Genomic DNA, 22,351 nt, shown 5'->3' on the forward strand with positions numbered 1-22,351 from the left:
CGCTTTTTTTTGCGCTGCGTCAGGCATCGCTCGTTGGGTCGTGACTGGCGTGGGGGGGGGAAGCCCTCAACGAAATCGTACAGCCGGTGGCGGGAAAGAAAGAGAGGCGCTCCAACTCGATTCGAAAAATCACTCGTCTTGCCCATCTCCTCGGGTGTTCTCGGAACCCTCCTACAGTTTTATTTCTGCGCATTTGTTAGCGTTTGTGCATCACATTGATGTTGGAAAAACTTCAATTTAACGGGGGTATCCAAGGAAGAAAGTCGGTCAAATCATGAATTTACTCATTATTCATCAAAACTTCCCCGGTCAATTTCGGCATGTTGCATTGGCGGCGCTGAGACGACCAAGCATCACAGTTACTGCGATAGGGCGAAATACTGCTCCAGGTGTTCCTGGAATAAAGCTCTTTCGATATAGGCCTATAAGAAAAAAACCAGATCATGTTCATCCATATTTGCATAAATATGAAGAAGCGATACTTGATGGTCAGCAAGTCCTTAGAGTGTTGAGTAAACTCAAACGAGAAGGTTATTGCCCTGATGTGATACTCGCTCACCCGGGATGGGGTGAAACACTGTTCGTAAAGGATGTATATCCTGACACTCCGCTCATACATCTCTGTGAATATTATTATCATTCAAAGGGTGCGGATATGGGTTTCGATCCAGAATTCCCGTGTGCCGTAGATGCATCATCAAGGCTTCGTCTCCTGAATTCGATGCATCTTTTGAACCTTGAGCAATGTGATGTTGGAATTTCACCAACACATTGGCAGCGCAGTCTGTTTCCACCCAATTATCACTCTAAAATTCATGTGATTCATGAAGGTGTCCCTTTGCAATCTCCTGAACCTGTGCCAGTTGCCTCTGTAAAGTTACCCAGTGGACACGTAATAAAAGCCGGCCAATCAATCGTGACGTACGTTGCCAGAAACCTCGAACCCTATCGTGGGTTTCATAGTTTCATGAGAGCCATACCATATATTCAAGCGCAGTGTCCAGACGCTCAAATCGTAATAGTAGGAGGGGATGGCGTAAGTTATGGGCGAATGCCGGTGGGGCATAAAAATTGGCGCAGCAAAATGGTGGCTGAATTAAAAGTGGATCTTTCCAGGGTGCATTTTACCGGCAAACTGCCTTATGAAACTTATAGGGCTATTTTGCGGGTTTCAGTAGTTCATGTTTATTTGACTTATCCCTTCGTTCTGTCTTGGTCATTGCTTGAGGCTATGGCGTCTGGATGTGTCGTTATAGGTTCCGATACCGCTCCAGTCAAAGAGGTGATTGTTGACGGTGTAAATGGATTGTTAGTGGATTTCTTCGATAGTGAATCGATAGCAGGAAAAGTTTGCAATGTTCTAAGGTCTCCTGGTGATTTTAGGATAATTAAAAGATTTTCGGATTTGACAGCGAGCGAGTTTGATGTAAAGCATGGTGTCAAAAGCTATTTTGAGATTTTTGATCGCGTGATGTCTGGTTGTTGTTCTAGATTGGCTGTTTGATCATTTTAAAATGGAGTTTGAAATGCATAAGTTGTTTCGCAAAGGTGTAAGTCGGTGGTGTAAGGCGATACTGAAGTACGGTTTGGTTTTTGCTCTGTGTTATTGGGTTGTGGATTTTTATATTGAATGGGAGCGCATGGCAGAAGCAAGAGAACGTCATTATCAGGAATCAAAAAAATGTAGTCAGAAACTTGCCAGTATGGAATACGTTCCTATATCGGGAGGGGGGCTCCTTGATAGAACTAAAATACCAGGGTTTCATTTTGGTTCTTCAACGAGGGACGGGCTGTGTATTGCAGATGTTCTTGAGGGTTCTTTTTGGTGGACGGGGACGGAACTGCGCACGGAATATCAGGAGAGCGGGAAAGAAAAACCATCTAGCTGGGGTCATTTCAATGTGGCTGCCAGGCTGTATATAAGAAAGCCATCCACCGAACCGTACAATATGGGGTTTAAGGTTGTTGATTGGCCTGAAGAACTGATTGTGAAACTCAAAAATTATCCTGGCTTGGAGCTTTGGCTTAATGAGCGACCTCCTAGTATTAAGAATGAGTTCTCAGTTACAGATTTTGTAATACGAGACTGGCGCCGACGTGACGGAACACCGCGCACGATATCGTGTGACGGTTTGGGGTCCCCGAGGAAAGCAATTTTAGAAAGTGGAGTGAGTAAGGCGGATCTGTTGAAGTTTAATAAAACGCAACTGGAGAATTTAGATTTTGGTGATTTGAGTGCCTATTGTACAGTCGGATTGCATGATTTCGATTTTGCAGGTGGAGATGCTCGTATAGGAACTGGAACTGAATCGTTACTTGGCGCTCCCATAGCGCTTCAGTTGATTAGTGAATATCTTTCGAATGCTATAATTACAGGGAAGTAAATATGAGCTATGTTTTTAGTGTCTTAGAGAAAAAAAGAATTTTCGATGCTGTCAGTATGTGCGATGGGATGGTGTTTGATTCGGTAAAAGAAGACTATAAAGCAGTAGCGATAGAAGGTAAGAATTGCGTACCTTTCTATCAGACGTTATCAGATATTATTGGAGAGAAACTCTCTGGTCGAGTGGTTTTTAATGAAAGCGTTAAGCGTACTTTAAAAAGCGCCAAGCTCTGGCTTGATGTGGCGATTGATGCCAATGGAGGAAATGGTGCTTACTCTACTTTAATTCGTGCCTATACGCTACGGCAAGGACAGTTGAGGCTCAAGGAAACGCTTAGCACTGAGTTGATACAAGAAGCATCTAATGGGGTGGCAGCCAATTTTGTAAATGCTCTGGTATACGGATCAGCTAAAGATAATTTGGCGCCGTGGACCGTGCCTTTAATTAGCCAAATCGCTTCCATCGATGCAAGAGCCGTTGGCGAAATATTGTTCAGGCGGAAGATTGGTGAAGAAGACACTGCTTCAAGCCGTAACTCAGGTTGGTCGGGGACAATCGCGTTCAGTCTGTTGGGGGGGGGGAGTTCCCCTATGAAACGTGGAGATTGATGTCGGCAGGTGATCCTGGATCGGAATTAAAAGGCAGTCATGAACAAGCAAAGGTTAATAGAGTCGATGATTTCAAGAACATCCTGTTTGCCATAGATTCATACAGTGTGGCGCTTGAAGCAGTGATCAAAAATTTCGGCAGGAATATTTTTGAGAGTTTGTTTTCAGTTGTGCCAGAGCAGATAAATGTGGCACTTAGTAGCGGTAGTGTTAATCCGCTAATCCAGTATGTGGTTAAAGGCACGCCTATTTCACCAGTGGTTGATCTGATATTAAGATATGGCGTGAATGCCTTCTTTGACATGTTTAGACGAACATACGAAGGAGACTCTACTGTTACACCTACTACGGATGAAACGTTTGCCGCTAACGCCTATACGTTTTTCTCGGCGCTCCCACCGAGCCAATCCCAAAGCATTGTTGCGAAGACAATTGGGGAGTACGGCAGCGCTTCTGAGTGGGGAGTACTAGCTGCCCAAGATACGTCTATCGGGCAGGCGTTACGGAACTCTCTGAAACACCTGAGCGAAATAGTTATAGAAAGAGACGACGGTTTTTCAGTGCAAGGGCTGGAACTTTATGACTCGAAAACCGGCGAAGGCGTCATCACCGAGCAATGGCTTATTGATCGCGCAGATATGTTAGGCCGCCTGATAGCCAGGACCAACGGATCATTTGGAGAAAACACCGCTCAGAAGTTTTCCTACTCAGATCTTGCGTCAGGCAAGCAAGCGCCAATGACTACAGGGGTTTCAAATCCGCTGGTCATGTTTGGTGATGATGGAGGCCGCTCGTTCAGCGGGGGAGCAAATATCGACCATCTTTACGGTGGCGCGGGCAATGACACTCTCAACGGGCTAGAAGGAAACGATTATATTGAAGGTGGTCATAGTCGCGATTCGTTAAGCGGCAGAGAGGGGAGTGACGCGCTACATGGGATGTCGGGTGATGATGTATTAGTGGGTGGTAAAGGTAACGATATTCTGATTGGCGGCGCAGGCAATGATCGATATGAATTTTCGAGTGGCGATGGAGTCGATCAGATTTTCGATTTGAACGCAGATGGTCATATACTTATAAATGGTTTTCCGATTCCTGTCCTTAAACGTAGTGGCCCTCTGGGCAATACTTGGATTACTGAAGATGGCGCTATTACTTTAACCCTCATCGAAGAGCTCGCTGAAAAAACACTTAATATCAAATACGGTCAGAATGACCTGGTTGTTATAAAGCACTACACACCAGGAATGTTGGGCGTCCAACTCCCGGATTACAAAGTTCGGCCGATTCCGAGACCCGATCTAACCGTAATGGGTGATTGGAAAGCAAAAGATACCGACCCAGATGTTCCCGGTGATCAGTTCTCTTACGATGAACTAGGCAATGTTGTGGTGATGCCGAATGTAAAGCAGAGAAACAAGGCCGACTCACTTTACGGATCGCCGAACGACGACGTAATTATTGGGCTTGGTGGTTCTGATCGGTTATTCGGTAAAGCTGGAAATGACCGGTTGTTTGGAGATAAGCAATCAACAATCGAACAAGCGTTGGCTGATGGAACCCTTCGCGGGAAGGCGAGTCGTGGTGATTGGCTTGATGGGGGGCAGGGCGATGATCTTCTTGTGGGCACCGGGTCCCGAGACGTGCTACTCGGAGGCAACGGTCGAGATACGCTCATTGGGGGAGCCGGCGACGACAATTTATCCGGTGATGAAGTGACCGGTGTGTTGGAGAAAAACTGGAATTTTAAAAGGATTGACGTTCCTCTCGGCGACGGTGTCGTCAGCATGCGTAACGTGTATGCCAAAGCGTCCCTTAGCAACCCTTTGGAGGGGGGCAATGACATTCTTTACGGTCAAGGTGGTCGGGACTTTATCTCTGGCGGCTGGGGGGACGATTTGCTCGATGGCGGAACTGAAAACGATGTCCTGAGCGGCGATGGGGGAAATGACACGCTTAGCGGCGGGGAGGGCAACGACACATTGGCGGGAGACAACCTTGATTGGGCTGGTGGTCTCCAAAGCAGGCACCACGGTAACGATTTGTTGGTTGGAGGGGATGGCAATGATGAACTTGCTGGTAACGGTGGTAGCGATGTGTTGTACGGCGGAATGGGTAACGATGATCTAAAAGGAGATGACCCTGTATTGCAGGGTATTGAGGGTGACGCCGCGAATTCTTTTGATAATGATTTTCTGGATGGTGGTGCGGGTGACGACTCCCTTCAAGGTGGCGGTGCTGATGATTTACTTTATGGCGGCGCAGGTAACGATGATCTATCTGGCGATTATGCCGATCACCCAATTCGCTACCACGGTGACGATTTCCTTGATGGCGGCATTGGTGATGACACTCTCCGAGGCATGGGAGGCTCCGATACGCTGATCGGGGGGCAAGGGGCTGACGCCCTGGATGGAGATGAGCAAAACCTACAATCGGGTGGAGCCAATGATGACTACGTTCAAGGCGATGCAGGAAACGATACGATCTGGGGAGGCTTAGGCGCCGATACACTTTACGGAGGTGCTGATGATGACTTCTTGCTGGGTGACTATGAGCAAACACCCGAAATGGAACATGGCGCAGATTATCTTGATGGAGGTCTAGGTAACGACACTCTATTAGGCGGTGGTGGAAACGACACATTATATGGCGATGCTGGTGTGGACTATCTTCGTGGTGGCTCCGGCAATAACGTTTTTGCAGGTGGCGTCGGCAACGACTATCTGGATGGGCTAGACGGTGATGATATTTATCATTTTGGTGCCGGTGATGGTCTCGACGTTATCGCAGATACAGGCGGAAATAACGTCATAAAATTTGGATCTGGATTTACTGCGGATAATTTAAAGGTTGACATCATTGTTGTCGATGTTGGGCCGGTATTACGACTATCGAATGGTTCAGGTGACGCCATTCTGATTCGCAATTTTGAAAAATGGCAAAATTCATCATTTGGTTTCACTGGCGGGGTTGTTTTAAGTTTTCAGGATGTTATGAAAATAGTCCAAAGACCGGTAGACGTTTCGCCTTTGGCAGAAACATCTCTGGTAGGTGGCACAGACGGAACTAGCGTCGGGGCTATAGATAATCATAATGTTACGGAGCAATCCGGTAATGACAATTCTAATGGGGCGACGGATACCACTAACGCAGCGGTCGATACTCCTCGCCTTGAAGGTGATAATGACAAACTGTGGGGCGAAGAGTTTCTGGCGAACATGAAAAAGCGCCGCTCGGCATTTATACTGGCATCGGGGTTCGTGCTAAATACTCAGGGCGCCTGGAGTAAAAGCCATATTACTGATGATGAGTACAACTACCACGAAAAAACCAATTTAATTGTTGAAAGCTTCCAGGCAGGATCATTGTCGGAAACTCCGGATCGAATGAGTCTTGTTTCTGGTAGAGCAGTACTCAGTGAGAGATCCTCTAATACGATGTCCCGCACTGAGTCAATACCTTCAGTGGTGGGTGGGCTGAAGTATACGCCAAAACAAGAGCCGAAATACTATCCCTCTGGCTCAAACAATAGTGGCTTTGCTTTAAGTGCCGGGGAAATTATCATCGAAAATAAAAGCGTTACAGGTGTCATCCAAGGTTGGTATGTTTATCCTGCTGGAAGCTTCGAAGATGGTGCGGTTAGTTATAAGCAGTTCAGTTGGGATGTCACCACTGAAACCGTTAGGCACCAAGTTGTTCAGGGCGATGACGCAGGCGGTAGAGTAAATCTTGAAGGTGGCAATATTTTTCATGGAGGGACGGGCGATGATTTAGTCGTCACTGTTAAGGATCCCGACGTTTATTATGGTGAACATGAAGGTAACACACTCGGTGCGTTTCTTTCAGGCGGGGCAGGAAACGATACGCTGCTTGGATCAGACGGTGCGGATTATTTAGTGAGTGGCTCTGGGCATGATTGGCTTTACGGTGAAAACGGTCCTGATACTTATATAATAGGTGCGCATGCAGGAGCGACTACCATTATTGCGGATATGTTAAGCCCTGTTTTTCTCCGTCCTGAAGTTGGGGTTGCTGGGTGGAAATCTGAGTCCGGACTAGACGATACTGATACCGTTAGACTTCCGGAGGGGGTGATTCTTGAGCAGTTGCAATTAAGTTGGGGTGCCGTATTGGTTGAAGCAGTCAATATAGAGTTATCACCAAAACCACAGCGCGGCACCTTTCGCAGTCCACCCCGTGGGCTAATGCTGTACTCAACACTTGATATTTCCTGGGGTAAGGAACAACAAGTGCGTATTGTATTGCCGAATGCAAGTGATCTTGGTGGTTCTGGTATTGAAGTTATAAAGTTTGCAGATGGTGTGACCATTCGCTTGGAACAGCTTATCGCTAACAGTAAATTAGGTCCTGCTCCTGATATTTACCGTGATGGCGTTTTGGTGGTCGACGCTCCTTTAGTCAGATCTTCTCGTGATAATAAAGCGCTTCCTCTCGTTGGTGGTCGAGGTGATGACACTTTGAGTGGGTCAGGTGAGATAAGAGGCATGCAGGGAGATGACTCGATCTCGGGCGGTCCAGGAGACGATGTTCTTTGGGGAGGACCGGGTGACGATACTCTCGTCGGTGGCGCGGGCAATGACGTTTACAAATATGACGGGCTGGGAAGAGATTTGATTGTTAATGCATCTGGCGGCATTGATGGAGTCGATTTTACGGATTTCGATGCATCCATCCATCAGCTGAAATTTCACCGCGATAATGATGATCTGGTAGTAGTGGTGAATTATGGTTCGTCTCCGAAGATACGAGTGGTTAATCATTTTTTAGGAGGCGATGCTGCGATAAGTTTTATCAGAGTACAAGCAGTGGACAGAACTCCCCAAGACTACACTGCGGACCAACTTGTTGAACTTCTACACGCTTTGCCCCCGCTTAGGGATGTGGAAGACATCTTGTTGCGCAATGACGATGACGCGTTGCAGGCATTGAAGGAAATAACACAATTTTATAGGCTTAACGGTTAATTATTACTTCGATGCCGAAAAACGGGTGATGACTACAAACAATTCCTCCGCTTGCGGTAGGAGGCGCGTTCCGGGAATAGGGCAGGGACGAAGTGCCGTTAACAGCGTGTAGGAGCATGGCTTGCCCGCGATAAGCCCTTGAGATAGCCATCGCGGGCAATGCTCGGATTTCAGTATTCCTACAGATCGGCCAATGGGTGCCGGCCTTCCCAGGCCTTGTGGAAATGCGCTTCTATCACTGCATCCGGCAGATTATTGATGTCTGGCCAGTGCCAATGAGGTTTTTGATCCTTGTCGATCAACCGTGCGCGTACACCTTCGCTGAACTCCGGATGACGGCAGCAGTTGAGGCTCATGGTGTATTCCATCTGAAAGACTTGAGCCAGTGACATGTGCCGGGCGCGGGCGATCTGCTCCCACACCAGATGAGCGGTCAGGGGCGAGCCTTCGCTCATGGTTTTCGCGGCACGGCTGAGCAGCAGATCCGTGTTGTCGCGCAGCTGGCTGATGGCCTTCCAGGCGCAGCGCACGTCACTGACATCCAGCAGCTCATCAATCTGCTGGCGTCGTGGCAGCCACTGGGCTTCAGGCATTTGCGCGATGGCTTCCTGCTGCAGGGCTTTTAGCAGACTGTTCAGCTGCATCGGCGTCTGTTCCTGCCAGTTCAGCTGCAGCAGGCCTTCCATCAGCTCTTCCTGCTGTTCATCGAGCAGGAAACGGTCGGCCAGGTCCAGATCGATCGCATCGCGACCGTTCATATGGGCGCCGGTCAGGCCGAGAAACAATCCGAGCTTGCCGGGCAGGCGCGACAGAAACCAACTGGCTCCGACATCCGGGTACAAACCGATACTGATCTCCGGCATCGCCAACCGGCTGCTCGGCGTGACAATCCGGATGCCCGCCCCTTGCAGCAGCCCCATGCCGCCGCCGAGTACATAGCCATGCCCCCAGCAGATCAGCGGTTTAGGGTAAGTGTGCAGATTGAAGTCCAGGCGATATTCTGCCGCAAAGAAATGCGCGGCCAGCGGCGGCACTTCGCCGGGATGGGCACGACAGGCTTCCACCAGGCTGCGGACTTCGCCCCCGGCGCAAAAGGCTTTGGCACCGTTGCCGCGCAGCACGACGCAGACGATTTGCGGCTCTTTGGCCCAGGCGTCCAGTTGATCGCGCAAGGCGTTGATCATCGGCAAGGACAGGGCATTGAGGGACTTTTCGGCATCCAGGCTGGCGACTCCGATGCGTGCGCCATCGGTGCCAGTGAGTTCTTCGAAGTGCAGATTCATCGTGACCTCGATCGGGAATTTGAGCGTTCAGTATGATCGCTATGTAGGAAAGTGCCGGATCTGTGTCAGATCAATTGACAAGCGTGATGGGCTTTCCTAGGGTTCGCCCCATTGTTTTTGCCGGATGTAACCATGACTGCTGACGACCGTATCAAACTCGAACCGAGCTGGAAGGAGGCACTGCGTGCCGAATTCGACCAGCCCTACATGGCAGAGTTGCGCAACTTCCTGCAAGAGGAGCGCGCGGCCGGCAAGGAAATCTACCCTCCAGGCCCGATGATTTTCAACGCGCTCAATTCGACGCCGCTGGATAAAGTCAAAGTCGTCATCCTCGGCCAGGACCCGTACCACGGTCCGGGACAGGCCCATGGCTTGTGCTTCTCGGTGCAACCGGGCGTACCGGCGCCGCCGTCGCTGGTGAACATCTACAAAGAGTTGAAACGCGACCTGAACATCGACATCCCGAGCCACGGTTGCCTGCAAAGCTGGGCTGACCAGGGCGTGCTGATGATCAACACCACCATGACCGTGGAACGCGCCAACGCCAACGCTCACGCGGGCAAGGGCTGGCAGCACTTTACCGATCGGATTATCGAAGTGGTCAGCGAACACCAGCCACATCTGGTGTTCCTGCTGTGGGGCGCGCATGCCCAGAGCAAGCAGAAACTGATCGATGCCACCAAGCATCTGGTGCTGACGTCGGTGCACCCGTCACCGTTGTCCGCCTATCGCGGCTTCCTTGGGTGCGGGCACTTCAGTCGAACCAATAAGTTTCTGGAGCAGAATGGCGAGACGCCGATTGAGTGGCGGTTGCCGCCAGTCTAAAAGCTTCGCGGGCAAGCCTCGCTCCTACAGGGTTTGCGAGACTCCTGTAGAAGCGAGGCTTGCCCGCGAAGGCGACAACTCGGTCTATCAGACAGAATCCGGCTGCCGATTCCAATACTTGAACAACGGCTCCGCCAGAAACAACACAAACAAAAGTCGCATCACCTGCATCGCCGTCACCAGCGGCACAGACAACTGCAACGTCTCTGCCGTCAGGCTCATCTCCGCAATCCCGCCGGGCATCATGCCTAACGTCAGCGAACGCAAATCCAAATGCGTCAGCGCACTCAATCCCAATGCCGCCAGTGTGGCGATCAACATGGTCAACACCGTGCCGATCAAAGTCCGGCCCATGAACGACGGTGCGCGACGGAAAAACTGCCGATTGAAGTGACAGCCCAACCCGCTGCCAATCAGCCATTGGCCGATCTGGCTGCCGCCGTTGGGCAAACTGATGTGCAGATCCCAACCGATACTCACCGCCGCACTCACCAGCAATGGCCCGAACAGCCATGGATTGGGTTGACGCAGACGTTCCCAGAGCCAGGCGGCGAGGGCGCCCGCCGGAAACAGAAGTGCCAGCCAGCGCCAGTCAACGGAAGTTGCATGGGACAACGGCGCACCGTCACCCAACAAATACTTGAACGCCGCCGGCACACACAGCACCACCACCAACACCCGCAGACTTTGCCCCGCCGCAACGCGACTGAGTACCGCGCCGTTACGCGCGCCGAGGTTGACCATCTCCCCGGAGCCGCCCGGCATGCTGGAAAAGAACGCGGTGGCGCGATCTTCACCGGTGCGCCGCATCAACCAGACCCCGACCACGGCCGAGAGGCTGGTGACCAATGCACCGAAGAAGATCAGACCGAAGTGGCTAAACACCTGCTCCATCACCACCGGGGTGAAGTGCAGGCCAATGCCGATGCCGACAATCCACTGGCCGCACTTGCGGCCGCCAGGGATTTCCGCCAACTGCCAGGGTGTCAGGCAACGCACCAGGATGATCGCCAGCAACGAGCCGACCATCCACGGCAGTGGCCAGCCGATCTGGCTGGCCAGGTAACCGCCCAGCAGACCGACCAGCGGCGTTCCCCACCAGGCTTTGAAGGGTGTTCGATCAGACATCGGCGATAACGCGCCGGGCGACCGAACGTTTGCGCCAGATTCGCAGGATCGGCATCAGCAGCATGATTGCGGTCAGTACCCAGACACCGAAGGTGATCGGGCTCGACCAGAGGATTTCCAGCGCACCGTTGGAGATCGACAGGGCGCGACGCAGGTTTTGCTCCATCAAACCGCCGAGGATGAAACCCAGCAGAACCGGCGACAACGGGAAGTCCAGCTTGCGCAGGATGTAACCGAAGATGCCGATGCCGATCATCAGGAACAGGTCGAAGGTCGTGGCATGCACCGCGTAGACGCCGATCCCGGTAATGATCGCGATCACTGGCACCAGCGCCCAGTTCGGCACGGCAAGGATGCGGGTGAAAATGCGGATCATCGGGATGTTGAGGATCACCAGCATGATGTTGGCGACGAACAACGAAGCGATCAGGCCCCAGACGATGTCCGGTTGTTGTTGGAACAACAGCGGGCCCGGAGTGATGTTGTACAGCGACAGTGCGCCGATCATCACCGCCGTGGTGCCCGAACCTGGAACGCCGAGGGTCAGCATAGGCACCAGGGCACCGCAGGCAGCGCCACCGATAGCGGTTTCCGGAGCCGCGAGGCCACGCATGTCGCCTTGTCCGAAAGTGCCGTTGGCGCCGGCGATACGTTTCTCGGTCATGTAGGCCACAGCGCTGGCCAACGTCGCGCCGGCACCCGGCAACACGCCCATGATGAAGCCCAGCAAACCGCAACGGATGTTCACCACGAACACCGCCGAAGCTTCCTTGAAGTTGAACATCATGCGCCCGGTGGCTTTCACCGCTTCCTGGCCGCGATGAGTTTTTTCCAGCAGCAGAAGGATTTCACTGATGGAGAACAAGCCCAGTACCAGCACAACGAACTGAATGCCGTCCGTCAAATGGATGTTATCCCCGGTGAAACGGTACACGCCGCTGTTGGCATCGATCCCGACGGTCGATAGAAACAAACCGATCAGCGCGGCGATAAAGGTCTTTAGTGGTCGGTCGCCGGCCATGCCGCCGAGACAGACAATCGCAAACACCATCAGCACGAAGTATTCCGCGGGTCCGAAGGCAATTGCCCATTTCGCCAGCAGCGGGGCGAACAGCACCATGCCGCACGTCGCGATGAACGCACCGATGAACGAGCTCCACGCCGACAGCGACAGCGCTACACCGGCCAGCCCCTTGCGGGCCATCGGGTAACCGTCGAGGGTGGTCATTACCGTGGAAGCTTCACCCGGGATGTTCAGCAGGATCGAACTGATCCGGCCGCCGTATTCGCAACCCAGGTACACCGCCGCCAGCAGAATCAGAGCCGACTCCGGTGGCAGGCCGAGGGCGAATGCGATCGGAATCAGCAACGCTACGCCGTTGATCGGGCCCAGGCCTGGCAACAGCCCGACGACGGTGCCGATCAGGGTGCCGCACAGCGCGGTCACCAGGTTGTACGGGCTCAGCGCGACGCCGAAGCCCTGACCCAAATAGCCAAGAGTATCCATATCAGTTCTCCAGAACGTCGAGCACGCCCAGCGGCAGTGGCACGTCCATCACTTTGTCGAACAGCAGATAAAGACCGATAGCCATCAGGCTGATGATCACCGTACTGGGCAGCCAGCGGCCGCCATACAGGCGTGCCATAGGGATTCCAATCAGAATGCTGGCGACGATGAAACCAAGGGGTTCGAAGGTCCCGGCGAACACCAGCAACAGCAGTACGCAGATGCCGATTTTGATCAGGGTTTCACGGTCCAGTTTCGGGTCGTCGTCGCTGTGCACGATGGGCGTCGGCCGAAACACCATGTACAACAATGCCAGCCCCATCAGGCCGAGCATCAACAGTGGAAAGGCTCGCGGCCCCACCGGTTCGTAGGAAAAAGACGCTTGGTACGGCCACGCCATCAGCGCCAGGCCGACACAGGCCAGTAACAGCACCGAAGCAAAAATGCGTTGTAAGAGCATGGGAAACTCCTGTGCCGCAGCCCTCCAGAACGGGGGCCGCAGCCGCTAGACAGAGGCGATCACTGAATCAGGCCGAACTCTTTGGCCAGCACTTTGTAGTCCGCGACCTGCTTCTTCACGTAGGTGTCCAGCTCCGGGCCGGTCATGGCGAACGGGAACAGTTCACGCTGATCGCGCAACTTGGCGAACTCTTCGGAAGCCAGCAGCTTGTCGAAAGCGTCTTTCCACCAGGCGTAGTCTTCGTCACTAACCTTTGGCCCGAGGTAGAAGCCGCGAACCACTGGCCAGACGATGTCGTAGCCTTGCTCTTTGGCGGTCGGAATGTCTTTCATTTCCGGCTCGTCCAGACGCTTCTCGGAGAACACGGCCAGCAGGCGCATGTCACCGCTCTGGATGTGCGGCATGGAGTCGGAGATGTCGGTGCTGCCGACCTGGATGTGGCCACCGAGCAGGGCGGTGGCGATTTCACCGCCACCTTCGAGGGCGACGTAACGCAGGTCGCGCGGGTTGATCCCGGCAGCCTTGGCGATCAGGGCGGTCTGCATCCAGTCCTGGCTGCCGACGGTGCCGCCGGAACCGATCACCACTTTGCTCGGATCTTTCTTCAACGCCTGAACCAGATCGTCCAGGTTCTTGTAAGGCGAATCGCTTTTCACCGCGATGGCGCCGTAGCTTGTGCCAACCGCTGCCAGCCAGCGCACGGCGCTTTCATCGAAACGACCGAACTTGCCTTGGGCCAGGTTCAACAGCGAACCGCTGGACCATGCCACCAGCGTGCCGGCATCGGCCGGACGCTGAGCGACCACCGCGTTGTAGGCCACCGCGCCAACGCCGCCGGGCATGTAGGTCACACGCATGGGTTTGGTCAGCAGTTTCTGATTCACCAGCGCGCTTTGCGCCAGTTTGCAGGTCAGGTCGAAACCGCCACCGGGCGAGGCCGGGGCGATGCATTCCGGGCGTTTGGGTTCGGCGAGCAATTGGCCGGCGAACAGCAGGGCGCTGGCGGTGAGAGCAACTTTACGCAGTGATAGGTTCATTCAAGTCTCCTTGGGAGTTGTTGTTATAGGTTTACTGAATTACCAAAGGGCAACGCTATAGCTCACCAGCAGACGCACTTCATCGGCATCGCGAGCGGAGTAGTTGGAACGGTAAGTGGCATTACGCAGGCGCACGGCGACATCCTTGAGCGCGCCGCTTTGTACAACGTATTTAATCTCGCTGTTGCGTTCCCACTCTTTGCCTTCGTCACCGTTCTTGAGCTTGATGTTGTCGCCGCTCACATAACGGCTCATGAAACTCAGGCCGGGAACCCCAAGCCTGGCGAAGTCAAAGTCGTAACGTGCCTGCCAGGAACGTTCTTCGGCGCCGGCAAAGTCGTTGATCTGAACGAAGTTGACCAGGTACGGGTCACTGCCATCGACATAAGGGAACGCGCTGTCGCCGGACATGTGCTGATAGCCGGCGCTGAATTTATGCCCGCTCAAGGCGTAGCTCACCAGGCCGTTGAGGGATTTGTTGTCGATATTGCCGCCACGGGCCGCGCCCTCGTCATCACTGATGGCCAGGCGCAGATCGGTGCCGAAAGTGCCGGGGCCGAAGGGTTGCGATGCGACAACACCGAGGAAGTGCTGGTTGTAGACTTGATCAAGTTGCGCGAAGTGGTAGCTGCCGGTGATTTTGTCGGTGAACTTGTAGTCCAGGCCGCCAAAGTCAAAATGCTTGCCGGCCACGGTGCCAGCGAAGCGGCTGTTCTTGTTGTTGAGGGCGATGTCCTCGAAGTCGGTACTGTCGCGGTCCTTGGCTTTCTCCAGACGCCCGCCGGTGAAGGTCAGGTTCTTGATCTCTTTGGAGGTCAGCATTCCGCCTTCGAAGGTCTGCGGCAGGATGCGCCCGTCGTTGGGCTTGAGAATCGGCAATTCCGGAATCAGGCTGCCGATTTTAAGTTCCGTGGCGGAGATTTTCACTTTGCCGGTCAGGCCAAGCTTGGAGTACTCATCGGCTGCGCGGCCGTCGTCATGGGTTGGCAGCAGGCCGGTGCCGGTGCGGTCGGGACTCGAATCGAGTTTGACCCCCAGCATGCCCAGCGCATCGACACCGAACCCCACGGTGCCGTCGGTGTAACCCGATTTCAGGTTGAGCATGAACCCCTGAGCCCATTCGTCCCGCTTGGATTGCTGGGCGCTGGTACCGTCGCGAAAGTCGCGGTTGAAATACATGTTGCGGGTTTCGAGCGTTGCCGTACTGTCTTCGAAGAAGGCAGCCTGGCTCAACGGAGAAAAGCCGGCGAGGGCGGCGGCACTGGCAAGGGCGGTGTGGCTGAGACGGGAAAAGCGAGCAGGCGGGCATGCCTGGAGCTGCATGGACAGCATATTGAAGTACTCCGTTTATTGTTCTTATTGGCGAAAACGCTTCGAGGCGTTTTTCGTATCGCTATGGGCGGTAGCGAACGGCAGTCGAAACTGTCCGTGGCTGGACTCTAACCGGCCAACCTTTCGCTAACCTTTCAGAAGACTTTCACGGTTTTCGGGCTTCACAGCGGCGGTTGCGGCTGTAAACTCCGCGCCAAAGAATGGCGCCGACCATCCCTGAATGAGGTAAAGATCCATGCGTGTTCTGCTCGTCGAAGACCATCTGCAGCTCGCCGAAAGTGTCGCCCAGGCGCTCAAGAGCACCGGGCTGACCGTGGATGTGCTGCACGACGGTGTGGCGGCGGACCTGGCGTTGAGCAGCGAGGAATACGCCATGGCGATCCTCGACGTCGGCCTGCCGCGTATGGATGGCTTCGAAGTGCTGGCGCGCCTGCGGGCGCGGGGCAAGAACCTGCCAGTGTTGATGTTGACCGCTCGCAGCGACGTCAAGGATCGGGTCCACGGCCTGAACCTCGGCGCTGACGATTACCTGGCCAAACCATTCGAACTGACCGAACTCGAAGCCCGGGTCAAAGCCTTGCTGCGTCGCAGTGTGCTCGGCGGTGAACGACTGCAGCGCTGCGGCGTGCTGGCCTATGACCTGGACACTCGGCGTTTCACCCTCGGCGAAGAATTGCTGACCCTGACCTCCCGCGAACAAGCTGTTCTTGAAGCGCTGATCGCCCGGCCCGGTCGGGTGATGAGCAAGGAACAACTGGCCTCGCAAGTCTTCGGACTGGACGAAGAGGCCAGCCCCGACGCCATCGAGATCTATGTCCATCGCCTGCGCAAAAAGCTGGACGGCCAACCGGTGGTCATCGTGACCTTCCGCGGTCTCGGCTACTTGCTGGAAAGCCGCGATGCATAAGCCCAGCAGCCTGCGCTGGCGGTTGCTGTGGAATCTGGCGTTGTTGCTGGTGGTGTTGATGTTGGCCAGTGGTTTGAGCGCTTACTGGAACGGTCGCGAAGCTGCCGACACCGCCTATGACCGGACCTTGCTGGCCTCTGCGCGGACCATCGCGGCGGGCGTCTCCCAGCGCGACGGCTCACTGAGTGCTGACGTGCCGTACGTGGCCCTCGACACCTTCGCCTACGACAGCGCAGGACGGATTTTTTACCTGGTCAACGACATCAATCAGAAACTGATCTCGGGCTACGAAAACCTGCCGCCACCGCCGCCGGGAACCCCGCGAACGGATGACTATCCGGCACTGGCGCGTTTCTATAACGCCAAGTACCAAGGGCAGAACGTACGTGTGGTGAGCCTGCTCAAACCCGTGAGCGAGCCAAACATGAACGGCATGGCGGAAATCCGCGTCGCGGAAACCGATGAAGCGCGGGTCAGCATGGCCCGCAGCCTGGCAGCGGACACGTTGCTGCGTCTGGGCATGCTGGCGGTGGGGGCGTTGTTGCTGGTGTGGTTTGCGGTCAGCGCCGCGTTGCGTCCGCTGGAACGCTTGCGCACGGCGGTGGAAGAGCGTCAGTCGGACGATCTGCGGCCATTGCCGTTGGTGGAAGTGCAGCATGAATTGTGGCCGCTGGTGCGCGCGCTCAATCACTTCACCGAGCGCCTGCGCGGGCAGTTCGAGCGTCAGGCGCAGTTCATCGCCGATGCGGCCCATGAGCTGCGTACTCCCCTGGCGGCGCTCAAGGCACGACTGGAACTGGGTTTGCGCTCGACCGAACCTGAAACCTGGCGCAGTACATTGGAATCCGCCGCCCAAGGCACGGATCGTTTGACCCACCTTGCCAATCAATTGCTCTCGCTGGCACGGGTCGAAAATGGTGCCCGGGCCATCGCCGAGGGCGGCGCGCAGTTGCTTGACCTGAGTCAGCTGGCTCGCGAACTCGGCATGGCCATGGCGCCGCTGGCCCATGCACGCGGTGTGGCGCTGGCGCTGGAAGCGGACGAACCGGTGTGGTTGCGCGGTGAGCCAACGCTGTTGAACGAACTGTTGAGCAATCTGGTGGACAACGCGCTGGCGCACACGCCGTCGGGTGGCAACGTGATTCTTCGGGTCACGGCACCGGCCGTGCTGGAGGTCGAGGACGACGGCCCCGGCATTCCTCTTGAAGAGCGCGATCGGGTGTTCGAACGCTTTTACCGGCGCAACCAGCAGGTGGCCGGTTCGGGGTTGGGGCTGGCGATTGTTGGCGAGATCTGCCGCGCACACCTGGCTCAAATCAGCCTGCACGATGGCGAGCAGGCGGGGTTGAAGGTGCGGGTGAGTTTTATCGCCGGGGAGTGAACACAACCCTGTGGCGAGGGAGCAAGCTCCCTCGCCACAGAAATCAGTAAAACATCGACCGCGACTCTTCCAGATCGCGGCACATCGCCTCGTTCTCCGGATCAATCCCCAGCTTTTTGAACGCCGGCACGCTAAATACGTCGATGCGCGCGAGGGGATGGTCGGTGTCCTTGTGGCAATACAGGTTGGCCACTTGCACCAGATCGACATAATCGACCCGCTCGGACTGTCGATTGAAGTCCAGATAAAGCCCCGGCACCTGTACCAGCATTTCCGGAAAATCCCAGACCCTGAGCAGTTTGTCGCCGAGCAGTGGATGAATGTGATCGATCACATGGTTGAGGCTGACCGGGTCAGCCAGCAGTTCATAGTGATCTTCGGCGTAGGTCAGGATCGGCAACACACCGATCTGATGCACCAAACCGCCAAGGGCTGCCTGATCGGGCTTGAGTTGCGTGTACCGGCGGCACAATGCATAGCTGATCCCGGCGATTTCCAGGCTTTTGCGCCAGACATCGCGCATTTTGTGTTCCACCACCTCAGAGCGGGCATGGAAAATCTGTTCCATGACCAGGCCGATGGCCAGGTTGCTGCTGTAATTGACGCCCAATCGAGTGATTGCCGTGTGCAGGTCAGTGACTTCCTGGGTCGCGCGCAGCAGCGGGCTATTGACCACTTTGATCAGGCGCGCCGACAGCGCGGTATCGCGGCCGATCACTTTGCTCAGGGTGCTGACACTGATTTCCGGGTCTTCAGCGGCCTTGCGAATCTGCAGGGCCACTTCCGGTAACGTTGGCAGAACCAGGTCATCGTTATCGATGGCCTCAACCAAATCCTGTTGGACCTTTTCCGCCAGCTCACTCATTTCGTTTCTCTAGGTATTGCGACAAATGCTGCTGTTAACGCTGGATTTCGCGATCGCGATCCAGTTCGTAAGGCAGGTCGAGCAGGTGCAGGGCTGGCCCTTCGAGCGCGCCCAGATGGATATCACCCCCTTCTGCTGCTTCGGCTTGCAGCACGGCCAGGAGTTCAATGTTTTGCCCTGCCTTGGCGGCCAGTACCACTTCGCCGATAGAGCTTCCGTGGGTAGGGGAGAACAGCGGTGTGCCGGGTTCAGGCAATTCGCTGGCATCCAGTGTCAGGCGATACAAGCGGCGCTTGAGTTTGCCCAGGTACTGCATGCGTGCAACGATTTCCTGGCCGGTGTAGCAACCTTTCTTGAAGCTCACGCCACCCACGGCTTGCAGATTGAGCATCTGCGGGATGAACAGCTCGCGAGTGCTCGGCATGACTTGACCGATCCCAGCGCGGATCTGGCCTAACAACCATTGATTCAGATCGCCTTCGGCCAATAGGGCGGACAGCTTGCCCTTGATCAGGTTGGCCTGGTCAGCGGCGACCCAGAGCTCGGCGCGGTCCGGCGAGACGCGAATGGCGATCAAGCCGTCATTGCGCGCGACGCTGTCGGTGTCGGCCGGAAGCTCAAGACCGAGGCTGATCAGTGCCGCATCGCCATGGTCGACGCCGAAGCGGACCCAGGCAGCGCTTTCATCGGTCAGTTTGGATTTGGAAAACACCGCGTACTTTTTCAGGTCCGCCAGTTGCGGTTCCAGCAATTCGGTGGCCATGGCCATCAGAACGCCGTCGCCTTCCAGCAGGATGCGGAAACTCGACTGCATCCGGCCCTTCTGCGTGCAGCGGGCGCCGAGGCTGGCCTGGGTGTCACTCAGGTAATTGAGGTTGCAGGTCAATTGGCCTTGCAGGAATTTGCCGGCATCCGCGCCGCGTACTGCGAGAACGCCTTCGTGAGACAGGGTGCAGAAAAAAGCAGAGTCGGCCATGGGTCATCGCAGGGTAAAGAGTCTGGGGGACATCATAAGGGGGCGCTCTTGAAATGGGTAGTTCACAAAGGATCGTTGGTGGCCGACCAAAGCCGAGTGTTCGACTGTGCCTGGGGCTGTATACTTGCCGCCTATTTGAGGAGCGCTCCATGGTCGAAGATGTTGAACTGAATCGCCTCTACTGGCACAGCCGCCGCGGCATGCTTGAGCTTGACGTGTTGCTGGTGCCGTTCGTGAAAGAGGTCTATCCGCACCTCAATGATGTCGACCGGGATTGCTACCGTCGGCTGCTCGAATGTGAAGATCAGGACATGTTCGGCTGGTTCATGGAACGCGCCGAATCGGAAGATCCGGAGCTTCAGCGCATGGTTCGCATGATCCTGGATCGTGTCCAGCCCAAGTAATGCGTTCGAATGCCGCTGGCATGCCTCACGGCAATTGCTGGCGGCGTATCTTCTGGCCCAGCTGTTCGCGCTGGGTTCGCTGTGCCTTCTCTCTATACCGGCCTGGGCCAGTCTGCTCGGCGCTTTTTGCTGTCTGACTCACGGCGCTTGGGCGTTACCGCGACAGATTCTGCTGACACACCCAAGGGCATTTCGCGGCTTGCGTCGCAATGCCGATGGCTGGCAATTGTGGAATCAGGAGGAGGGTTGGCAATCGGTGCAGCTACGACCGGACAGCCTGGCGTTACCTTTGCTCGTTGTGCTGCGTTTTCGTCTGCGAGACGAGCGGCGGGTCAGATCAATCTGCGTTCCCCGCGACTCGCAGGCGGCGGATCTGCACCGGCGCCTGCGGGTTCGGCTCACGTTCAGTCGACGTAGGTGGGCGGCACCAGAATAGTGTCCAGGGCAACCGGCAGCATGTTCGGATAGTCGAGGGTGTAATGCAGACCGCGACTCTCCTTGCGTTCCATGGCTGACTGGATCATCAGCTCGGCCACTTGGGCCAGGTTACGCAATTCGATCAAATCGCGACTGACCTTGTAGTTGCTATAGAACTCGTCGATTTCGTCCAACAACAACCGCACACGGTGCTGTGCCCGTTGCAAGCGCTTGTTGGTGCGCACGATGCCGACGTAGTCCCACATGAATCGGCGCAGTTCGTCCCAGTTGTGCGCAATGATCACGTCCTCATCGGAGTCGGTGACCTGGCTCGCATCCCAGACGGGCAGGGCGATCGGAACCGAAACCTGTGGCAGCTGCTCAAGAATGTCCGCCGCCGCCGAGCGCGCGTAAACGAAACACTCCAGTAACGAGTTGCTGGCCATGCGGTTGGCGCCGTGCAGGCCGGTGAAGCTGGTTTCGCCAATGGCATATAGCCCCGGCACATCGGTGCGGCCCTGCTGATCGACCATCACGCCGCCGCACGTGTAGTGCGCCGCCGGAACCACCGGAATCGGTTGTTTGGTGATGTCGATGGAGAATTCGAGGCAGCGTTCGTACACCGTCGGAAAGTGAGTCTTGATGAACGCTTCCGGCTTGTGGCTGATGTCCAGATAGACACAATCGACGCCCAGGCGCTTCATTTCATGGTCGATGGCCCGGGCGACGATGTCGCGTGGGGCCAGTTCGGCACGAGGGTCGAAGCGTTGCATGAAGCGTTCGCCGTTGGGCAGCTTCAGGTGTGCGCCTTCGCCGCGCAGGGCTTCGGTGATCAGGAAACTCTTGGCTTGCGGGTGATACAGGCAAGTGGGGTGGAACTGGTTGAATTCCAGATTCGCCACCCGGCAGCCCGAACGCCAGGCCATGGCAATGCCATCACCGCAGGCGCCGTCGGGGTTGCTGGTATAGAGATAGACCTTTGCTGCGCCACCCGATGCGAGGATCACAAAGCGAGCGCCGTAGGTGTCGACTTCACCGGTCCCGCGATTGAGGACGTAGGCGCCGAGGCAGCGATCACCTTCAAGGCCCAGGCGCTTTTCGGTGATCAGGTCGACCGCGACCCGCTGCTCCAGCAGTTCGATGTTCGGTCGTTGCCTGGCCTTGTCGAGCAAGGTTCTGAAAATCGCTGCGCCGGTGGCATCGGCGGCATGGATGATGCGCCGATGGCTGTGACCGCCTTCGCGGGTCAGGTGGAACTCGAATCCGCCATCTTCGGTGCCGGACTGTTCATCGCGCGTGAAGGGCACGCCTTGGTCAATCAGCCATTGAATCGCCTCTTTACTGTGCTCGACGGTAAAGCGCACAGCGTCTTCGTGGCACAGGCCCCCGCCAGCATTGAGGGTGTCATCGACATGTGATTCAACGGTGTCGGTGTCATCCAGGACGGCAGCGACGCCACCCTGGGCCCAGAAAGTCGAGCCATTGGCGAGGTCGCCTTTGCTCAGTACGGCGATGCGCAAATGACCGGGCAAGGTCAGCGCAAGGCTCAAGCCGGCAGCACCGCTGCCAATTACCAGAACATCGTGTTGAAACTGTTGGCTCATTTCAGGATTCCGCTCAAAGCGACCCGGGTCGGGGTTGGCGCAAGACAGCTGGATCGGCGAGTCAAGACAGCCACACAGCCCACTAGTATATAGAGGGGGGGAGCGGCACAATAGCGAGCACACATGGCATTGTGAAACTACTGTGACGGAAAATATCTGACGCTTCGTCGGATGGTTTTTCGGCTGGTTCGGTGACAAGACGACTGTATCAACGATTTAACACTCTTTTTCTATTCGCGGTTGCA

18 protein-coding genes are annotated in these 22,351 nt (G+C 55.4%); 9 read left to right on the forward strand and 9 right to left on the reverse strand.

Annotation, left to right across the window (positions count from 1 at the left end):
• The first annotated feature begins 274 nt into the window (after positions 1-274).
• From QF010_RS17190 to QF010_RS17205, 4 genes are read left to right on the forward strand one after another with little or no spacing between them, the layout of a single operon-like run.
• Positions 275-1,504 carry a glycosyltransferase family 4 protein gene (locus QF010_RS17190; RefSeq protein WP_429512181.1) on the forward strand — a complete coding sequence of 410 codons (1,230 nt, stop codon included), beginning with the start codon at positions 275-277 and terminating at the stop codon, positions 1,502-1,504.
• A gap of 22 nt (positions 1,505-1,526) precedes the next feature.
• The gene (locus QF010_RS17195; RefSeq protein ID WP_429533583.1) at positions 1,527-2,384 is read left to right on the forward strand and encodes a hypothetical protein; all 858 of its coding nucleotides are present in this window, start codon (positions 1,527-1,529) and stop codon (positions 2,382-2,384) included.
• A gap of 2 nt (positions 2,385-2,386) precedes the next feature.
• Positions 2,387-2,992 (forward strand): hypothetical protein, encoded by a 606-nt coding sequence (locus QF010_RS17200; RefSeq protein ID WP_429533584.1) that lies wholly within the window; start codon positions 2,387-2,389, stop codon positions 2,990-2,992.
• Positions 2,992-7,980: a calcium-binding protein gene (locus QF010_RS17205; protein ID WP_429533585.1), complete on the forward strand. Its 4,989-nt coding sequence runs from the start codon at positions 2,992-2,994 to the stop codon at positions 7,978-7,980. The genes QF010_RS17200 and QF010_RS17205 overlap by 1 nt, the downstream gene beginning before the upstream one ends.
• A gap of 179 nt (positions 7,981-8,159) precedes the next feature.
• Here QF010_RS17205 and QF010_RS17210 read toward each other — a convergent pair whose 3' ends face one another.
• A complete protein-coding gene (locus QF010_RS17210; protein WP_033054092.1) occupies positions 8,160-9,263 on the reverse strand; it encodes an enoyl-CoA hydratase/isomerase family protein in 1,104 nt (367 codons plus the stop codon).
• 132 nt (positions 9,264-9,395) lie between these two features.
• Here QF010_RS17210 and ung point away from each other — a divergent pair, with 132 nt between their 5' ends.
• Positions 9,396-10,088, forward strand: coding sequence for a uracil-DNA glycosylase (ung, locus tag QF010_RS17215; RefSeq protein WP_429533586.1), 693 nt, complete (start codon positions 9,396-9,398; stop codon positions 10,086-10,088).
• Between the two features lie 87 nt (positions 10,089-10,175).
• On the opposite strand, the gene QF010_RS17220 is transcribed toward ung, so the two are convergent.
• From QF010_RS17220 to QF010_RS17240, 5 genes are read right to left on the reverse strand one after another with little or no spacing between them, the layout of a single operon-like run.
• Positions 10,176-11,216, reverse strand: coding sequence for an AbrB family transcriptional regulator (locus tag QF010_RS17220; RefSeq protein WP_429533587.1), 1,041 nt, complete (start codon positions 11,214-11,216; stop codon positions 10,176-10,178).
• Positions 11,209-12,723, reverse strand: coding sequence for a tripartite tricarboxylate transporter permease (locus QF010_RS17225; protein ID WP_033054084.1), 1,515 nt, complete (start codon positions 12,721-12,723; stop codon positions 11,209-11,211). The genes QF010_RS17220 and QF010_RS17225 overlap by 8 nt, the downstream gene beginning before the upstream one ends.
• A gap of 1 nt (position 12,724) precedes the next feature.
• Positions 12,725-13,183 (reverse strand): tripartite tricarboxylate transporter TctB family protein, encoded by a 459-nt coding sequence (locus tag QF010_RS17230; protein ID WP_429533588.1) that lies wholly within the window; start codon positions 13,181-13,183, stop codon positions 12,725-12,727.
• 59 nt (positions 13,184-13,242) lie between these two features.
• The gene (locus tag QF010_RS17235) at positions 13,243-14,220 is read right to left on the reverse strand and encodes a Bug family tripartite tricarboxylate transporter substrate binding protein (RefSeq protein WP_046055726.1); all 978 of its coding nucleotides are present in this window, start codon (positions 14,218-14,220) and stop codon (positions 13,243-13,245) included.
• A gap of 39 nt (positions 14,221-14,259) precedes the next feature.
• Positions 14,260-15,552, reverse strand: a complete 1,293-nt coding sequence (locus tag QF010_RS17240) for an OprD family porin (RefSeq protein WP_429533589.1) — start codon at positions 15,550-15,552, stop codon at positions 14,260-14,262.
• A 235-nt stretch (positions 15,553-15,787) separates the two neighbouring features.
• Here QF010_RS17240 and QF010_RS17245 point away from each other — a divergent pair, with 235 nt between their 5' ends.
• Together QF010_RS17245 and QF010_RS17250 are read left to right on the forward strand one after the other, a co-directional pair.
• Positions 15,788-16,459, forward strand: coding sequence for a response regulator (locus tag QF010_RS17245; RefSeq protein ID WP_008153060.1), 672 nt, complete (start codon positions 15,788-15,790; stop codon positions 16,457-16,459).
• Positions 16,452-17,840, forward strand: a complete 1,389-nt coding sequence (locus tag QF010_RS17250; RefSeq protein WP_429533590.1) for a sensor histidine kinase — start codon at positions 16,452-16,454, stop codon at positions 17,838-17,840. The genes QF010_RS17245 and QF010_RS17250 overlap by 8 nt, the downstream gene beginning before the upstream one ends.
• 43 nt (positions 17,841-17,883) lie before the next feature.
• Here QF010_RS17250 and QF010_RS17255 read toward each other — a convergent pair whose 3' ends face one another.
• The gene (locus tag QF010_RS17255; protein WP_033054073.1) at positions 17,884-18,705 is read right to left on the reverse strand and encodes an HDOD domain-containing protein; all 822 of its coding nucleotides are present in this window, start codon (positions 18,703-18,705) and stop codon (positions 17,884-17,886) included.
• Positions 18,706-18,739: 34 nt separating this feature from the next.
• On the reverse strand, positions 18,740-19,681 hold the full coding sequence (gene ygfZ, locus QF010_RS17260; protein ID WP_429533591.1) for a CAF17-like 4Fe-4S cluster assembly/insertion protein YgfZ: 942 nt from the start codon (positions 19,679-19,681) through the stop codon (positions 18,740-18,742).
• A 149-nt stretch (positions 19,682-19,830) separates the two neighbouring features.
• Between ygfZ and QF010_RS17265 the strand changes: the two genes are divergently transcribed.
• Positions 19,831-20,085 carry an FAD assembly factor SdhE gene (locus tag QF010_RS17265; RefSeq protein ID WP_033054070.1) on the forward strand — a complete coding sequence of 85 codons (255 nt, stop codon included), beginning with the start codon at positions 19,831-19,833 and terminating at the stop codon, positions 20,083-20,085.
• Positions 20,069-20,521: a protein YgfX gene (locus QF010_RS17270; protein WP_429533592.1), complete on the forward strand. Its 453-nt coding sequence runs from the start codon at positions 20,069-20,071 to the stop codon at positions 20,519-20,521. The genes QF010_RS17265 and QF010_RS17270 overlap by 17 nt, the downstream gene beginning before the upstream one ends.
• On the opposite strand, the gene nadB is transcribed toward QF010_RS17270, so the two are convergent.
• Complete coding sequence (gene nadB, locus QF010_RS17275; RefSeq protein WP_033054068.1) at positions 20,490-22,106, reverse strand: L-aspartate oxidase; 1,617 nt, start codon at positions 22,104-22,106, stop codon at positions 20,490-20,492. The genes QF010_RS17270 and nadB overlap by 32 nt on opposite strands.
• Between the last annotated feature and the right edge of the window lie 245 nt (positions 22,107-22,351).

Source organism: Pseudomonas silensiensis, assembly GCF_050434865.1.
GTDB lineage: Bacteria > Pseudomonadota > Gammaproteobacteria > Pseudomonadales > Pseudomonadaceae > Aquipseudomonas > Aquipseudomonas fluorescens_W.

What these genes read in the sequence shown, in the direction of transcription:
- ygfZ (WP_429533591.1), bottom strand. Translation starts at nt 19,681, where the DNA reads ATGGCCGACTCTGCTTTTTTCTGCACCCTGTCTCACGAAGGCGTTCTC.
- QF010_RS17230 (WP_429533588.1), bottom strand. Translation starts at nt 13,183, where the DNA reads ATGCTCTTACAACGCATTTTTGCTTCGGTGCTGTTACTGGCCTGTGTC.
- nadB (WP_033054068.1), bottom strand. Translation starts at nt 22,106, where the DNA reads ATGAGCCAACAGTTTCAACACGATGTTCTGGTAATTGGCAGCGGTGCT.
- QF010_RS17220 (WP_429533587.1), bottom strand. Translation starts at nt 11,216, where the DNA reads ATGTCTGATCGAACACCCTTCAAAGCCTGGTGGGGAACGCCGCTGGTC.
- QF010_RS17195 (WP_429533583.1), top strand. Translation starts at nt 1,527, where the DNA reads ATGCATAAGTTGTTTCGCAAAGGTGTAAGTCGGTGGTGTAAGGCGATA.
- QF010_RS17190 (WP_429512181.1), top strand. Translation starts at nt 275, where the DNA reads ATGAATTTACTCATTATTCATCAAAACTTCCCCGGTCAATTTCGGCAT.
- QF010_RS17265 (WP_033054070.1), top strand. Translation starts at nt 19,831, where the DNA reads ATGGTCGAAGATGTTGAACTGAATCGCCTCTACTGGCACAGCCGCCGC.
- QF010_RS17245 (WP_008153060.1), top strand. Translation starts at nt 15,788, where the DNA reads ATGCGTGTTCTGCTCGTCGAAGACCATCTGCAGCTCGCCGAAAGTGTC.
- QF010_RS17200 (WP_429533584.1), top strand. Translation starts at nt 2,387, where the DNA reads ATGAGCTATGTTTTTAGTGTCTTAGAGAAAAAAAGAATTTTCGATGCT.
- QF010_RS17205 (WP_429533585.1), top strand. Translation starts at nt 2,992, where the DNA reads ATGTCGGCAGGTGATCCTGGATCGGAATTAAAAGGCAGTCATGAACAA.
- QF010_RS17240 (WP_429533589.1), bottom strand. Translation starts at nt 15,552, where the DNA reads ATGCTGTCCATGCAGCTCCAGGCATGCCCGCCTGCTCGCTTTTCCCGT.
- QF010_RS17225 (WP_033054084.1), bottom strand. Translation starts at nt 12,723, where the DNA reads ATGGATACTCTTGGCTATTTGGGTCAGGGCTTCGGCGTCGCGCTGAGC.
- QF010_RS17235 (WP_046055726.1), bottom strand. Translation starts at nt 14,220, where the DNA reads ATGAACCTATCACTGCGTAAAGTTGCTCTCACCGCCAGCGCCCTGCTG.
- QF010_RS17255 (WP_033054073.1), bottom strand. Translation starts at nt 18,705, where the DNA reads ATGAGTGAGCTGGCGGAAAAGGTCCAACAGGATTTGGTTGAGGCCATC.
- QF010_RS17250 (WP_429533590.1), top strand. Translation starts at nt 16,452, where the DNA reads ATGCATAAGCCCAGCAGCCTGCGCTGGCGGTTGCTGTGGAATCTGGCG.
- ung (WP_429533586.1), top strand. Translation starts at nt 9,396, where the DNA reads ATGACTGCTGACGACCGTATCAAACTCGAACCGAGCTGGAAGGAGGCA.
- QF010_RS17210 (WP_033054092.1), bottom strand. Translation starts at nt 9,263, where the DNA reads ATGAATCTGCACTTCGAAGAACTCACTGGCACCGATGGCGCACGCATC.